The sequence below is a fragment of the Amycolatopsis sp. NPDC005232 genome, assembly GCF_040607795.1.
Classification (GTDB): domain Bacteria; phylum Actinomycetota; class Actinomycetes; order Mycobacteriales; family Pseudonocardiaceae; genus Amycolatopsis.
The window spans coordinates 119,254-133,728 of record NZ_JBEXHL010000024.1 but is presented as its reverse complement, the minus strand read 5'-3'; the positions used below and the strand labels follow the sequence as shown (position 1 = coordinate 133,728).

12 protein-coding genes are annotated in these 14,475 nt (G+C 70.4%); 5 read left to right on the top strand and 7 right to left on the bottom strand.

Annotated features, from left to right (window positions below):
- Positions 1-78: 78 nt before the first annotated feature.
- The 7 genes from ABZU76_RS35250 to ABZU76_RS35220 all read right to left on the bottom strand — a co-directional run bounded on the left by ABZU76_RS35250 (position 79) and on the right by ABZU76_RS35220 (position 8,163).
- Positions 79-2,010 (bottom strand): AMP-binding protein, encoded by a 1,932-nt coding sequence (locus ABZU76_RS35250; RefSeq protein WP_354877519.1) that lies wholly within the window; start codon positions 2,008-2,010, stop codon positions 79-81.
- 39 nt (positions 2,011-2,049) lie between these two features.
- Positions 2,050-3,267, bottom strand: coding sequence for an acyl-CoA dehydrogenase family protein (locus ABZU76_RS35245; RefSeq protein ID WP_354877516.1), 1,218 nt, complete (start codon positions 3,265-3,267; stop codon positions 2,050-2,052).
- Positions 3,268-3,403: 136 nt separating this feature from the next.
- On the bottom strand, positions 3,404-4,027 hold the full coding sequence (locus ABZU76_RS35240; protein ID WP_354877513.1) for a TetR/AcrR family transcriptional regulator: 624 nt from the start codon (positions 4,025-4,027) through the stop codon (positions 3,404-3,406).
- A 5-nt stretch (positions 4,028-4,032) separates the two neighbouring features.
- Positions 4,033-4,824, bottom strand: coding sequence for a LuxR C-terminal-related transcriptional regulator (locus tag ABZU76_RS35235; protein ID WP_354877511.1), 792 nt, complete (start codon positions 4,822-4,824; stop codon positions 4,033-4,035).
- Between the two features lie 213 nt (positions 4,825-5,037).
- Entirely contained in the window at positions 5,038-5,778 is a 741-nt protein-coding gene (locus ABZU76_RS35230; RefSeq protein ID WP_354877509.1) for an NAD-dependent epimerase/dehydratase family protein, read from the bottom strand.
- 12 nt (positions 5,779-5,790) lie between these two features.
- Positions 5,791-6,753 carry an aldo/keto reductase gene (locus ABZU76_RS35225; RefSeq protein ID WP_354877507.1) on the bottom strand — a complete coding sequence of 321 codons (963 nt, stop codon included), beginning with the start codon at positions 6,751-6,753 and terminating at the stop codon, positions 5,791-5,793.
- Positions 6,754-6,900: 147 nt separating this feature from the next.
- Positions 6,901-8,163, bottom strand: a complete 1,263-nt coding sequence (locus ABZU76_RS35220) for an activator-dependent family glycosyltransferase (RefSeq protein WP_354877505.1) — start codon at positions 8,161-8,163, stop codon at positions 6,901-6,903.
- A 205-nt stretch (positions 8,164-8,368) separates the two neighbouring features.
- Between ABZU76_RS35220 and ABZU76_RS35215 the strand changes: the two genes are divergently transcribed.
- The 5 genes from ABZU76_RS35215 (at position 8,369) to ABZU76_RS35195 (ending at position 14,421) form a co-directional block, all read left to right on the top strand.
- A complete protein-coding gene (locus ABZU76_RS35215) occupies positions 8,369-9,577 on the top strand; it encodes a cytochrome P450 (RefSeq protein WP_354877502.1) in 1,209 nt (402 codons plus the stop codon).
- 145 nt (positions 9,578-9,722) lie between these two features.
- A complete protein-coding gene (locus tag ABZU76_RS35210) occupies positions 9,723-10,715 on the top strand; it encodes a Gfo/Idh/MocA family oxidoreductase (RefSeq protein ID WP_354877499.1) in 993 nt (330 codons plus the stop codon).
- Between the two features lie 64 nt (positions 10,716-10,779).
- Positions 10,780-12,060 (top strand): glycosyltransferase, encoded by a 1,281-nt coding sequence (locus ABZU76_RS35205; RefSeq protein ID WP_354877496.1) that lies wholly within the window; start codon positions 10,780-10,782, stop codon positions 12,058-12,060.
- A gap of 178 nt (positions 12,061-12,238) precedes the next feature.
- Positions 12,239-13,591 (top strand): NDP-hexose 2,3-dehydratase family protein, encoded by a 1,353-nt coding sequence (locus ABZU76_RS35200; protein WP_354877493.1) that lies wholly within the window; start codon positions 12,239-12,241, stop codon positions 13,589-13,591.
- A 44-nt stretch (positions 13,592-13,635) separates the two neighbouring features.
- Positions 13,636-14,421, top strand: a complete 786-nt coding sequence (locus ABZU76_RS35195) for an FkbM family methyltransferase (RefSeq protein WP_354877490.1) — start codon at positions 13,636-13,638, stop codon at positions 14,419-14,421.
- Positions 14,422-14,475: the final 54 nt, after the last annotated feature.

Here is a 14,475-nt window from a genome sequence, read left to right as displayed (position 1 = left end):
CCGCCCCGCCCGGCGCACGCTCCCGGTGAACCGGACGCGCCACCGGTACGGGCCGACGGCTCCGAAAGGCGGGGAAGGTCAGCGGGCCGCGGACACCGCCGTCAGCACCGCGTCCAGGGCACCGGGGTCCTCCATCGCGCTGGTGTCGCCGCGCGGAGCGCCCTCGACGAGAACGTCGCGCAGCAGGCGCCGCATGGTCTTGCCCGTGCGGGTCTTGGGCAGCGCCGTGACGGGATAGACCTTGGCCAGCCGCGCGTAGCCGCCGAGTTCCTCGCCGACGCGGCGGATCAGCTCGGCCGACACCGAGTCGGCGTCGGCTCCGGCCAGGAGCGTGACGAAGGCGATCGGGACCGTGCCCTTCGTCGGGTCGGGCACGCCGACCACGGCGGCCTCCGCGACGCGTTCGTGGGCGGTCACGACGCCTTCGATCTCCATCGTGGAGATGCGGTGGGCGGCGACGTTGATGACGTCGTCCGCGCGGCCGAGCACCCACAGGTGGCCGTCGGCGTCGAGGACGGCCTCGTCCTTGGTGTTGTATTTGCCGGGGTACTGGCTGAAGTACGCCGACAGGTACCGCTCGTGATCACCCCACACCGTGCGGGCCAAGGTGGGGAACGGGCGGGTGATCACCAGATTTCCCTTGGTACCGGCGGGAACCGGCACGCCGTCGTCGTCCACGACCTCGCAGTGGTGGCCGGGCAGGGGGCGACCGGCGGAGCCCGCCTTCAGCGCGTCGACGCCGGTGACCGGGTAGGTCCACGTCGAGCCGGTCTCGGTCTGGCCGTAGGCGTTCACGATCGGGACGTCCAGGTGCGCGCCGCCCCAGGTGAACGTCTCGGCGTCGAGCGGCTCGCCCTGCACGGTGATCAGCTTGAGGTGCGGCAGCGGGTGCGCGGCGCACAGGTCCTCGCCGAACGAGCGCAGCATCCGCAGCACGGTCGGCGCGGCCAGCACCTGCGTGACCTCGTGGCGTTCGCAGAACTCGTAGAAGCGTTCCTTCGTCGGGGTGTCGAGCGCGCCCTCGTAACACGCGATCGTGGTCCCGCACGCCAGCCCGCCGATCACGGCCTGGATCGGGAAGGTCAGCCAGCCGACGTCGGCGGCCACCCAGTAGACGTCGCCCTGCTCGAGCCCGGCCTGCCAGTAGGCGTTGGCCCACGTGCCGACCAGGAACCCGGCGACCGAGTGCACCACACCCTTCGGCGTCGACTCCGTGCCACTGGTGAAGATCAGGAACGCCGGGTCGTTGGCCTCCAGCGGCACGGCCGGCGTGCCTTCGGGGTGGCGGGCGACGAGGTCGGCGTAGGAGACCTCGCCCGCTTCGAGCGGCAGGTCGCGGCCGGTGCGGTCGAGCACCACGACGTGGCCGAGGTCGGGCAGGCCCGGCCGGGCCGTGCGCAGGGTCTCCAGCAGCGGCACCAGCTTCCCGCGCCGGTAGGACGCGTCGGCGACCACCACGGCCTTCGCGCCGGAGACCTTGAGCCGCGCGGCCACGGCGTCCTTGCCGAAGCCGGAGAACAACACCGTGTAGATCGCGCCGATCCGGTTGCACGCGTGGATGGCCGTGAACGCCTCGACGAGGTTCGGCAGGTAGATCGCGACCACGTCGCCCTTGCCGATGCCCAGCTCCAGCAGCCCCGCCGCCAGCGCCGAGGTCTCCCGGGCGAGCTCGGCGTAGGTCACCGTGCGGGTGTCCCCCGGCTCGCCCTCCCACACCACGGCGGCGCGGTCGGCCGTCGCGGGGTCCTCGGCCCAGCGGTCGACGCAGTTGTCGGCGACGTTGAGCAGGCCGCCCGTGAAGTAGCGGAACTCGGGCAGGTCACCGCTGCGCACCTCGTCCCACGGCCGCATCCAGCGCTGCTTGCCCGCGGCCCACGCCCAGTACTCGTCCGGGTCGCGATCGTGCAGTGCCCGCGCGCCCGCGATCTCCTCGGCCCGGCTCGCCGAGCGCCACCGCTGGGGAAGTTCCTGCAACGGGACGGAGATCAGCTGTTCCACACTGTCGGCCACGGGCACACTCCCTTGTGTGTTCGATCGATCGGCACCTGCTCAAACGGCCAGCCCCAGTGAACGCGCGATCAGCATCCGCTGCACTTCGGACGTGCCCTCGCCGATGGTGAGGATGCGGGCGTCCTGGTGGTGGCGGGTCGCGGCCGTCTCTTCGATGAAGCCGTAGCCTCCCTGCAGCTGGGTCGCCAGGTAGGCGGCCTTGTTCGCGGCTTCCGACGCGACCAGCTTCGCCGTGGCGGCGGCCTCCCTGATCGACAAGCCGTGATCGTACTTCCACGCGCCGTCGTACGTCAGCGTGCGGGCGGTGGCGGCGAGCGCGGCGATGTCCGCGGTCTGGAACGCCACCGCCTGGTGGTGGCCCAGCGGCTTGCCGAAGGACGAGCGCTCCGTGACGAAGCGCAGGGTGTCGGTCAGGCAGCCGCGGGCGAGCCCGGCGCTCATCGCGGCGATCGGCAGCCGCGCCCACGTGAGGAACTCGAGCGCGTCGCGGTAGCCGCGGCCCGGTTCGGACAGCAGCGCGTCGCCCGGCACGCGGACGTCGTCGAAGAACAGCGGATGCGTGTCGGAGGAGCGCCAGCCCAGCTTCGGATACCCCCTGCCGACGGTGACGCCCGGCGCGTCGAGCGGCACGAGGAACGCCGAGACCGGCGGCCGGCCGCGCTCGTCGTCGCCGACCGCGGCGAGCAGGATCACGTAGCGCGAGAACGGGGTGCCGGAGTTGGTGATGAACTGCTTGGCGCCGTTGATGATCCAGCCGTCGCCGTCCTGGCGCGCGACGGTGGTGATGTTGCCGGCGTCCGACCCGCCCGACGGCTCCGTGAGGCCGATGGAGATGAACGTCTCGCCGGTGGCGGCCGAGGGCAGGATCTCGCGACACAGCTCGGGCCGGTCCTGGGCCAAGTGGGCCAGCAGTGCGGCGCAGATCGCCTGGACGTGCACCGTGACCGCCAGCGAAGAGTCCGCTGTGGCCAGTTCCTCGATCGTGAGGCACAGCGTGCGCAGGTCCGCGCCGGCGCCGCCGAACTCGGCCGGCACCATGAGGCCGAAGACGCCGAGCCGGCCCGCCGCGCGGACCAGGTCCGCGTCGAACCTCGACTCGATGCTGCGCCGGCCGGCCTCGGGCGCCACCACCTCGGCGGTGAACTCCCGCACGGTGTCGCGCCACTGCAGGTGCTCGGGGGTGAAGGCCCAGGGCAGCTCGTACCCGTGGTCGGCGTGCTGGCCACCCCGCACGGAGTTCGTGGTGGTCGCGGTCATGGTGCATCACCTGTTCTCGGGGTTCCCCGCCTCGGGGCGGCGGGAGCACGGGATCGTCGGGCCCGGCCGGAGACTGGGCCATCCGGACCAACGGTAGGCGCGGCGGGGTCGCGCAGATACCCACGAGTGGGGGTGGTCAGTCGTCCTGGCGAAGGAACGGCGCGACCAGCAGTTCGGCGAGCTCGTCGGCCAGCTCGGCGGGGCTCACGTCACCGGCCGGGTCGTACCAGTCGGGCAGGTAGGCCAGGGTGCCGTAGGCGATCTCCAGGCACAGCCGGGCTTTGCGTGGGTCCGTGCCGAGTTCCCGCGCCGTCTCCTCGAACACGGTCGCGTGCTCGCGTCGCAGCCCCAGCACGGCTTCCTGCAGCGCGGGCACGCTTACACGGGCTTTGAAGAACAGCGGCACGTACTCGGGGTAGTCGCGGACCTCGATCAGCACCTGTTCGCGGAAGAGCCGCCGCAGCCGTTCCCTCGGCTCGGGTTCGGCCTCCGCGATCGCCCGCAGCCGGGCGGACACGTCGGCCGCCGACTGGCGCAGGCAGCGCAGGAACAGCTCTTCCTTCGAGGAGACGTAGTAGTAGAGGCTGGCGCCGCGCAGGTCGAGCTCGGCCGCGATGAGGTCGAAGTTCGCGCCCTCGTAGCCCTGGTCGGCGAACACGCGCGCCGCCGCGCGTTCGATGCGCGCCACCCGCTCGGCCCGCTTGCGCTCGGCCCGGGTCACCGGCACGTCCCCGGACCCGCCGGCCGTCAGGCTCCCCACCGCGGTCACGGTAGCAAGCCGGCCCTCCGGGCGCGGTACACGGCTTCGCCGCGAGTGTGACTGTCCAATTTGGCCATCGCGCTCTTCAGGTAGGACTTCACGGTCTGCACGGTCAGGCCGAGCCGCCGCGCGACGTCCACGTTCGAGTGGCCCATCGCGACGGCCGTGAGAACGTCCAGCTCACGCGGCGAAAGCCGGACCGGCAGGTCGTCCTCCACCGGTTTCCCGGTCAGCCCGGACAGGCTCGCGCTCAGTTCGGTGAGCCGGTGGCGCACCGCGGGATCGGGCACCGCGGCCGCGATCTCGGCCAGCTCCGCGGCGATGTCGCCGGCCGAACGCCGCCGCGGGCTCGGCGGTTCCGGCACGGGCGGGCGGTTCACGAGGTCCACGGCCTGGTCGATCAGGCCTTCCCCGAAGACCACCGACGTGCGCGCCGCGCCGTAGACGACGTCGCGCACCACGCCGTCGGTCTTCACCGGCACGGCGAACATCGCGCTCAGGCCCTCACCGGCGACCGCGCCGTCGAAGCGGTGCGTGATGCCCTTGGCCGCCACGTAGTCGCGGACGAACACCGGCCGTTCCAGCGCGATGCAGCGGCCGCCGACCCCCTCGCCCATGGGGATGACCAGGTCCCGCAGCAGGTCGGTGCGCGCGCCGTCGAACCGGTCGAGCACGAACGTGCCCGTGGCGCGGTCTACGGAAGCCGCGAACGCGATGTCGACGGGACCGAGCGCCCGTACGGCGCGCAGCACCCCGCCGACGCGTACGCGCTCTTCGCGCGGCGTCACCGTCGACATCCGCGCCTCCTTCCACCGCGAACGGACAGCAGCTGAGACGCAGGTCACTTTACGCAGGGGGTCCTGGAATTTCTAGTCGAGCCTAGAAATCCGAGAGCCAGGAACCCCGCCCCGACCGGCGTGCGTCCGGGCGAAGGTGAGGCCGGTCACAGTGGGCTGCCGAGAGCGCTCAGCGCCCGCCGACCAGCCGTGAGGCGACGCGTTGAGGGCCGGTCAGTAGTGGCTGACGTACTTGGCGACCAGCCGGCGCAGGTAGTCCTCGTCGGCCGGTCCCCAGGACAAGTCCGGTGCGAGGCGTCGGAGCTTTTCGTTCGACACCAGCGTTTTCATCGGTTTCGTGTCGACCGTTTCGCGGTGCGCGCGCACGCCGAGCTCCGCCTCGATCGCCGCCGCGAGCCGCTCGACCGGGTAAGGGGAGCCGGACGCCACGTTGACCACCTCGTCGGTGCAGTGCGCGGCCAGCAGCGCGTCCACCGCCGCGACCACGTCGTCGATGTCGAGCAGGTCCCGGTGGCTGTCGCGGAACACGCGGACGCTGCCTGCGCGCACCGCCCGCACCAGGTACGGGAACAGCTGGTGCGCACGCTGGTTGCCGCCGACCGCGTGGCTGAGCCGGATGCCCAGCCAACGAGCCCCGCTGGCGGCGACGGTGTCTTCCAGCTTCTTCTTGTGCACGCCGAACACGCTCGCCGGTGTCGAGGGGCCGGACTCGGTCGCGGGCGCGTCGGTGTGTCCGTACATCGCATGCGAGGCCGTGGAGAAGAAGACGACCTGCCGGTCATCACGTTTGGCCCGTTCCAGCACCCCGCCCATCAGCTCGAACTCGCGCTCGAACTCCGCGGGTTCACAACTCTGCGTACTCGAAGGGCCGGCCGCGACCAGGATCACGTCCGGGTGCTTCGCCGCGAGCGGAAGGTGGCTCTGGGCCAGGAATCCTCGTCCGATGATCTCCATCGCCGGCCCCCCTCAGCCCGCGACCCGGACGGAGGCGTCGAAGATCTTGTCCAGTCGTTGCGACAGTTCGTCGGACACGTGGAGATCCAAGGCCCGCACCGCGTCATCCAGATGCGCCATGGTGCGCGGTCCGATCACCGCCGCGGTGACGCCTCGGGACAGCACCCAGGCGAGCGCGACCCCGGCGGGCGGGACGTCGATCTCGTCGCAGTAGGACTCGAATTCGGTGAGCCGCGCGCGCAATCGGGGCAGCGCGACCTGTGCCCGGCCCTGTGCCGATTTGACCGCGGTGCCCTCGGCCAGCTTGCGCAGCGCGCCACCGAGCAACCCGCCGTGCAGCGGCGACCACGCGAGTACCGCAACCCCGTAGGCGTTGGCGGCGGGCAGCACCTCGGCCTCGGCCTCGCGCGAGACGAGGTTGTACACGCACTGCTCGGAGATCAAGCCGAAGTAACCCCGGCGATCGGCCCGTTCCTGGGCCGCCGCGATGTTCCACCCGGCGAAGTTGGACGAGCCGGCGTAGCGGATCTTTCCTTGTGTGGTCAGCGTTTCCATCGCCTGCCAGATCTCGTCCCACGTGGTGTGCTCGTCGACGTGGTGCATCTGGTACAGGTCGATCCAATCGGTGCGCATGCGCCGCAGGGACTGCTCGCAGGAGGCGATGATGTTGCGAGCGGACAGTCCCTGGTCATTGGGCCAGTCCGTCATCGGGTTGAACACCTTCGTGCCCAGTACAACCTTGTCGCGACGTCCGCTCCCCAGTGAAAACCACTCGCCGAGCAACTCCTCGGTGAACCCGCGGTGAACCTGCCAGCCGTAGTCGTTCGCGGTGTCGAAGAAGTTGATCCCCCGCTCCAGGGCGGCGTCCATGATCGCGAAACTCTCGTCTTGCGGAGTCCGGTGGCCGAAGTTGAGCGTGCCGAGGTTGAGCCTGCTGACCTTCTGCCCACTTCGCCCGAGGTAGGCGTACTGCATGAGCGTTACGTCCTTTCCACTCCTACGCTCAGGTTGGTCGACCGCACTGGCGGCACCTACCCCTAGCGCACCCCTCAGACCAGCCTCCGACCCCGGCATCGCCGAGGCGGTGCCGGGTTGCTCGGCGGCACCGGCCGGGTGCCGGCGCTAGGCGGCCTGGGCCGCGCAGCGCTTCTCCAGTTCCGCGACGACCTCACCCGGGCTCGGCTGGGACAACACCTCTTCGTCGCGCAGGCGCGCCGCCGCCGCGGCGACCGACGGGTCGGCGAGCATCCCGGCGAGGGCCGCGGGCAGTTCTGACAGGTCGGAGACACAGGCGCCGGCGCCCGTCGCGGCCAGGTGCTTCGCCTTGTGCAGCACCTCCCAGTTGCTCGCGATCACGAGCTGGGGCACGCCGGCGTGCAGCGCCGTGCTCCACGTCCCGCCGTTGCCGAAGTGCACGATGGCCGAGCAACTGGGCAGCAGCGCGTGCATAGGGACGAAGTCGACGACCCGGACGTTGTCCGGAATGGACGCCCGGTCGACGTCGGCGCCGAGCTTGATCGTCGCGACGAGTTCGATGTCCAGTTCGGCGAACGCGGCCAGATCGGCGATCCCCAGCGCGTCCCGGCCGGTCTGCTCGCGCAAGGACATCCCGCTCGTCAGGCAGACCCTCGGCTTCACCGGGTCGGCGTTGAGCCACGACGGCACGACCGCGGGGCCGTTGTAGGGCACGTAGCGCATGGGCAGCAGGTCGAGCCCGAGCGGGACGCGCACACCGGCCGGGCAGGGGTCGATCGTCCACTGGCCGGTCGCCACATCCGGGCCGAACTCGGCGCCGCTGCGCTCGAGGAACGGCTTCAGCCAGGTCTCGAGCGGATCGGCGACCAGCTCGCTCGGCTGGTCCGCGCGGGTGCGCAGGAACACCTGCCGCATCTGGAGCAGGAGGTCGGGGCCCCAGACCAGCCGCGCGTGCGCGGCGCCGACCGCCTTGGCCGCGACCGGCCCGGCGAAGGTGAACGGTTCCCAGATCACCAGGTCCGGCCGGTAGTACCGGGCGAAGTCGACCAACCCGTCGACGTAGGAGTCGTTGTTGACGCCCCTCATGTAGTACTCGACGAACGCCCGGTACAGCACGCCCTGGCCCGCCCAGGTCGCGTCCGGTTCGATCCGGCCGTCGTGGGTGAGAGCCGACGAGCTGTCGGTGAGCCCGGAGGACCAGTCGGCCGTGTTGAGCTCCTTGAGGATCTCCGCCATCCGATGGTCGGTCCCGACCGGCACGGCGGTCAGGCCCGCCGCGGTGATGTCGCCGGACAACGCCGGCTGCGACACGACACGCACCTCGTGTCCGGCCGCGCGCAGCGCCCAGGCCAGCGGAACCATGCTGTAGAAGTGCGATCTCTCGGCGTGGGTTGCGAATAGGACGCGCATCGACTCTCCTGGATCGCGGTTGCACTGGAGGACAAGGCTGATCAACACGTGGTCGTCGAACCGTCAGCGTGCTCCCGCGCCGGGCCGGCGCGTACCCCTGGTGCACCCCTGCGTCCGGCGCACGCGGGCCGGCCGCCGGCGGCCTGCCGAGGGCGCCACGGTTAGGGGTTCTCCGGCCCCGCGACGGTGATTTTCACTGGCCCGTATGAATACCGAGTCGCCCACGTCGAGCACGTATTCGCCGGAGTTCGCCGAACTGTTGGACTGGTGCACGCAGCAGCGGGCATCGGGGACGGTCAACCCCGATCTCGTGCCGGGCCAGTGGAACGTCTTCGGGTTCGCGGAAGCCACGCGGGTGCTGTCGGACCCGGCCACGTTCTCCAGCGACTTCACCGGGCTGCTGTCGTCGGACCCCGAGCTGATGCTGTTCACCAAAGGCAACTTCGTCGGCGTCGATCCCCCCGAGCACAAGCGGCTGCGCACGTTGGCGGGCAAGGCGTTCTCTCCGCGCCTGGCCCATTCGCTGCTGCCCCGGATCGAGGAGATGACGGCGGAGCTGATGGATTCCGTACGCGACCAGGACACCATCGAACTGGTCGGGAACCTCAGCTATCCGTTGCCCGTCACCGTGATCGCCGAACTGCTGGGTATCCCGCCGGAGAAGCGCGGCATGTTCCGCGACTGGGCGGACAAGCTGATCCAGACCGGTGGTCAGGACGGCGCGCTGCCGACCGAGGAACAGCTCGAAGACTTCAAGCCAATGGCCAAGCAGATGAACCAGTTCATGCTGGACCACATCGCCGAATGCCGGGCGAAGCCCCGCGAAGACCTCATCAGCCAGCTGGTCCTGGTCGAGGAGGAAGGCGACCGGCTGGCCGACGAGGAGATCGTCGGGTTCGCCGCGCTGCTGCTCATCGCCGGGCACATCACCACCACCGCGCTGCTGGGCAACGCCGTGCTGGCCATGCAGGAGAACCCCGCCGCGGCCGAGGCGATCAGGGCCGACCGCGCACTGGTTCCGTCGTTCATCGAGGAGACCATGCGGATGCGGCCTCCGGTGGTCCGGCTGCCGCGGATCGCCAAGCGCGAAGTCGAGCTGGGCGGGGTCGTCGTGCCCGCCGGCAGCATCGTCGCGGCCTGGGTGCTGGCGGCGAACCGTGATCCCGGCGAGTTCGCCGACCCGTCGGAGTTCGTGCTGGGCCGCACACCCAACCGCCACCTCGGGTTCGGCTACGGCATCCACTTCTGCCTCGGCGCACCACTGAGCCGCCTCGAGGCCAAGGTCGCGCTGAACACCCTGATGGACCGCTACTGCACCATCCGCGTCGACCCGGCCGACCGGATCGAGTTCTACAACCCCAAGAGCCTGGTCTCGGTCAAGCGGCTGCCGCTGGCGGTCGAAGCCGCGCGGTGAACCGCCGGCCGTTCGTCGCCGGGAACACAGGACGCGAGATGAGCGTGAGGTAATGAATGGGCGTCGACTCCGTCACCACGTTGCCGGACAGTCACCTCGCCACGCAGCCTGACCGGTTCGCCGGCCGCGTGTGCCCGCCGCGGTGATGGCGAACCCCGGCGGAGGGCGCCTGCGACTCGGTGTTCTCGGCTGTTCCGGTATCGCCTGGCGCCGTACCTTGCCCGCAGTGGCTGAGGAGCCAAGGCTGGCGCTGGTCGCCGTGGCGAGCCGTGACGCGGCGCGGGCCGCGGAGTTCGCCGCGCGGTTCGGCGGTGAACCGGTGCAGGGCTACCAGCGGCTGCTCGACCGCTCCGACGTGGACGCCGTGTACGTGCCGCTGCCGGCCGCGCTGCACGCGCACTGGGTGCTGCGCGCCCTTGACGCCGGCAAGCACGTGCTGGTGGAAAAGCCGTTCGCGACCAGCCGAGCCGAGGTCGCGGCCATCCTCGACCTGGCGAGCGCACGGGGCTTGCGGGTCATGGAGAACTTCATGTTCCTCTACCACGGCCAGCACGAATCCGTGCGCCGGCTGGTGGCCGACGGCGAAATCGGCGAGCTGCACACGTTCTCCAGCGCGTTCGGCATCCCCTCGCTGCCCGATTCCGACGTGCGCTACCGCAAGGACCTCGGCGGAGGCGCGCTGCTCGACGTCGGCGTCTACCCGCTCCGGGCCGCCCAGCTGTTCCTGGGGCCCGAACTGGTCCCCGTCGCCTCGATCCTGCACGTCGACCCGGTCCGGGAGATCGACGTGCGAGGCCACGTACTGCTGCGCTCACCGTCGGGCCGCAGCGCCGAGCTGACCTTCGGGTTCGGGCTGTCCTACCGGTGCACGTACTCGTTGTGGGGCAGTGCGGGCCGCATCGTCGTCGACCGCGCCTACACACCGCCGGCCACCTGGCAGCCGGTGCACCGCATCGAACGGCAGGACGAGGTCCGTGAGCTGACCCGGCCCGCCGAGGACCACTTCGCCGCCGCGCTGCGGGCGTTCGCCGCGGTCGTCCTGGACGGGGTCGACCCGCCCTTCGGCCCCGAAGACCTGCTGAGGCAGGCCGCACTCGTCGACCGGGTGCGTGCCGTCGCGACCGAGGTGCCCGGATGAACGCGAGGCACGTGAGCGCGGGCCGGGTTGCCGACCACACCCCACGAAGAGGAAGGCGACGCCGATGCGCGTGGCACTGCTGAGCATCGGTACCCGCGGTGACGTCCAGCCCTTCGTCGTGCTCGGCAAGGCGCTGCTGGCCAGGGGCCACGACGTCGTGGTGGCCTCCGGCGCCGAGTTCGAGCCGATGGTCACCGGGGCCGGGCTGGGCTTCGTCCCGTTCACCAGCCTCGGCACCGACACCACCGCCGACATGCTGGCCAGCCCGAAGGTCAAGGCCGCGCTGCGCAAAGGACCATCGCTCTTCCGGATGTCCCTCGCCGCGCCCCGGCGCAGCGCAGCGGACATGGACGCGTTCGTCGAGGAGATGGTCGCCGCCGCCGACGGCGCGGACGTGATCGTGAACACGACGTTGACCCGCATCGGCGCGCTGGTGCGCGAAGACACGCCCTGGTGTTCGGTGGACGGCTGGCCCACGACACCGACTGCCGCGTGGCCCGCGCTCGGCGCGCCCGAATTCCCCTGGCCCGGGCGGCTGGCCGGCCGCTACAACCGGGTCACGCACGCCAACCGCGACTACCTCGAATGGCTGATCTACCGAGTCAGCATCAACAACCGGCGCCGGGCCGGAGGCCTGACCCGGCTCGGTCTCCGGTCGCGGCTGCGCGAATCCGGGATGCTGCGCCCGCTGCTCTACCAGTTCAGCCCGAGCCTCTTCCCGCCTCCGCCGGACTGGCCGCAGCGCTGCTACGTCACCGGCAACTGGGGAACCAACGATGCGGGCAACCGGCCACCGGCCCTGGCCCGGTTCCTCGCCGACGGGGACAGCCCGGTGGTCGCCGCATTCGGCAGCGCCTGGTCGGTCGGGGAAGACGAACTGTGGGAAGCGTCGGTGGACATGGGCCGCCGGCTCGGCAAACGGCTGGTGTTCGTCGGCGGACCCGACCGCGAACTCCCCGGCGATCTCGACGCGATCCGGGTCGAGACCGCCGAGTACGGCTGGCTGCTGCCGGCCGCGGCCGCCGTGATGCACCACGGCGGCCAGGGCACCACGGCCGAAGTGGCCAAGGCAGGCCGACCACAGGTCGTCGTGCCCTGCTACGCCGACCAGCCGATGTGGGCCCGGCAGCTGGCTGCTCTCGGCGTCGCCCCGCGTCCGGTCCCGTTCGCGAAGCTGACCGGAGACCTCCTCACGGCGGCCGTGCGAACCGCGGTGACCGATCCGTCGATCACCGCGCGGGCGCAGCGACTCGCAAAGGCTGCCGGTCAGGATCCGGGTGTGGAGCTGGCCGCGCAGGTCGTCGAGGACTGGGCCGCGGGGGTTTCGACGCCGCAGATGTCTTGACAACCCCTGGCCGGCCGGGCGCGCGCCCGCACCCCGCTCAGCAGCTGCTCGGCGCCGTCGGTGCAGGGTCCATTAGGGGTAGAGGGCCCCACCGGCGCCGGGAATCCTGAATTGACAGTCGCTGGCGCGATCATCTGAGCGTCCAGCCACCGCGCGACAAACCCGAGGCGGTCTGAGCATGTTCGCGGATCTGACGGAATTCCACGACTGGTTTCTCGAACGCAGGCGAGCACACGAGTACCAGGTGACACCGCGGCCACTCGACCAGCTCGACGGGTGGTCGGCCGACGACGAGACCGGCGACATCACCCACCGTTCCGGCAAGTTCTTCGCCGTTCGCGGTATCCACGTCGAAACCAACCGGCGAGTGATCGGCAGCTGGTCGCAACCGATCATCCTGCAGCCGGAAATCGGCCTGCTCGGGATCATGGTGACCATTGTGGACGGTGAGGTGCATTGCCTCATGCAGGCCAAGATGGAGCCGGGGAACATCAACCTGCTCCAGCTCTCCCCCACCGTCCAGGCGACCCGCAGCAACTACACGCAGGTGCACGGTGGCAGCCGGGTGCCTTACCTCGACTACTTCATGCGCCCCCGCGCCGACCGGACGGTCTTCGACGCACTCCAGTCGGAACAGGGGTCCTGGTTCCTGGCCAAGCGCAACCGCAACGTGATCGTGCAGATCGAAAGCCCCATAACGCCCGGCGAGGAATTCTGCTGGTTGAGCCTGCCCCAGATCGCGGACCTCCTGGCCGAGCCGAACCTCGTGAACATGGACGCGCGGACGGTGCTTTCCGGCATGCCGTTCATCGGCGTCGCCACCCGCAACGGTCGCGACGGCGCGCGCGGCAGCCGGTACTCCGACGAAGAAGTGCTGAGCTGGTTCACTGAGGTGAAGACGAACGCGCACCTGGACCGCCGGTTACTGCCCCTCGCGCAGATCCCCGGCTGGCAGCTGCACGACGGCGTCATCAACCGCCCGGACGGCAAGCACTTCACCGTGCTCGGGGTGCACGTCAGGGCCAGCAGCCGCGAGGTCGCAGAATGGTCCCAGCCCATGATCAAACCGGTCAACCGCGGCATCATCGCCTTCCTCGGCCGGTTCATCGACGGCGTCTTCCACGTCCTCGTGTGCGCGCGGACGGAGGCGGGAACCAGCGACCTGGTCGAGATGGCCCCGACCGTCTCCTGCATCCCGGACAGCTTTCACGACGAGCCGCCCGAACGCCGTCCGCGTTACCTGGACCTGGTGCAGAGCGCGGCGCCCGACCGGATCCTGGTCGACGCGGTGCACTCCGAGGAGGGTGGCCGGTTCTACCACGCGGAGAACCGCTACCTGGTCATCGACGTCGGCGAGGAGTTCGACCTCGACGTGCCGCCCGACTACTGCTGGACGACCCCCGAGCAGCTCACGGGATTCGTCAGGTACGGCAACCACGTCAACGTCGCGGCGCGCTGCCTGCTGAGCTGCATGGTCGGGGAACGGGGCGCGTTCCAGTCGCGCGACGTGGTCGCCGATCCCGTCCCCTGAACCGACCCGAACCACTCGTCCCCGATTGCGCCCAGGAGATCACCTTGACCACAGACCAGCAGCACACCACGCAGGTACGCCTGCCCGACGGCCGCGAGGTGGCCTGCGACCACGCCGAAGAGGTGCCGGCGCTGTGGGACGAGATCGTCCGCAACTCGCCGTTCCCGGCCGCGGTCGACGCCATCCGGCCCGGCGACACGATCATCGACGTCGGGGCGCACATCGGTCTGGTGTCGATGTTCCTGGCCGACCGGCTTCCCGACACCCGCATCCTGGCCTTCGAGCCCGCGTCACGGACGCACGCCTGCCTGCTGCGCAACTTCGCCGCGCACGTGCCCAACGGGATCGCCTCGGCCACCGCGCTGAGCGACCGCACGGGCAACCAGGAGTTCCACTACTACCCGGACAACCCGTCGATGTCCACGTTGTACGTCGACCACGACGACGACGCGCACAACCTCGGCACCTACTTGACGAACCTGGGAGTGCCCGAGATCAAGCCGGCGGAAGTGCGGGCAGTCACCGAGAAGCGCGCCGCCCTGTCCGACACCGTCGGCACAAGCACGCTGACGACAGTCATCGAGGAGCAGGGTGTCACCGACATCGGCCTGCTCAAGATCGACGTCGAACGGGCCGAACTCACGGTGCTGGACGGCATGCGAGCGGACCTGTGGCCGCGCGTGCGCCAGGTCGTCGTCGAGGTGCACGACCTCGACGGGCGCCTCGGCGTCGTGGTGGCCCGGTTGGCAACACTGGGCTACGAGGTTCGCGTGTCCCAGGCACCCGCGTTCCGCGGCGCCAGCGTGTATCTGCTGTTCGCCGGTCGCTGACCCGACAGCGACGACGGTGCGCCGTGCCCTGTGCACGGCGCTTCCCCTGTTACC

Excerpts from the sequence above, each read along its gene's own strand:
- ABZU76_RS35245 (WP_354877516.1), bottom strand. The coding sequence starts at position 3,267 with ATGACCGCGACCACCACGAACTCCGTGCGGGGTGGCCAGCACGCCGAC.
- ABZU76_RS35235 (WP_354877511.1), bottom strand. The coding sequence starts at position 4,824 with ATGTCGACGGTGACGCCGCGCGAAGAGCGCGTACGCGTCGGCGGGGTG.
- ABZU76_RS35230 (WP_354877509.1), bottom strand. The coding sequence starts at position 5,778 with ATGGAGATCATCGGACGAGGATTCCTGGCCCAGAGCCACCTTCCGCTC.
- ABZU76_RS35225 (WP_354877507.1), bottom strand. The coding sequence starts at position 6,753 with ATGCAGTACGCCTACCTCGGGCGAAGTGGGCAGAAGGTCAGCAGGCTC.
- ABZU76_RS35220 (WP_354877505.1), bottom strand. The coding sequence starts at position 8,163 with ATGCGCGTCCTATTCGCAACCCACGCCGAGAGATCGCACTTCTACAGC.
- ABZU76_RS35215 (WP_354877502.1), top strand. The coding sequence starts at position 8,369 with ATGAATACCGAGTCGCCCACGTCGAGCACGTATTCGCCGGAGTTCGCC.
- ABZU76_RS35210 (WP_354877499.1), top strand. The coding sequence starts at position 9,723 with ATGGCGAACCCCGGCGGAGGGCGCCTGCGACTCGGTGTTCTCGGCTGT.
- ABZU76_RS35205 (WP_354877496.1), top strand. The coding sequence starts at position 10,780 with ATGCGCGTGGCACTGCTGAGCATCGGTACCCGCGGTGACGTCCAGCCC.
- ABZU76_RS35200 (WP_354877493.1), top strand. The coding sequence starts at position 12,239 with ATGTTCGCGGATCTGACGGAATTCCACGACTGGTTTCTCGAACGCAGG.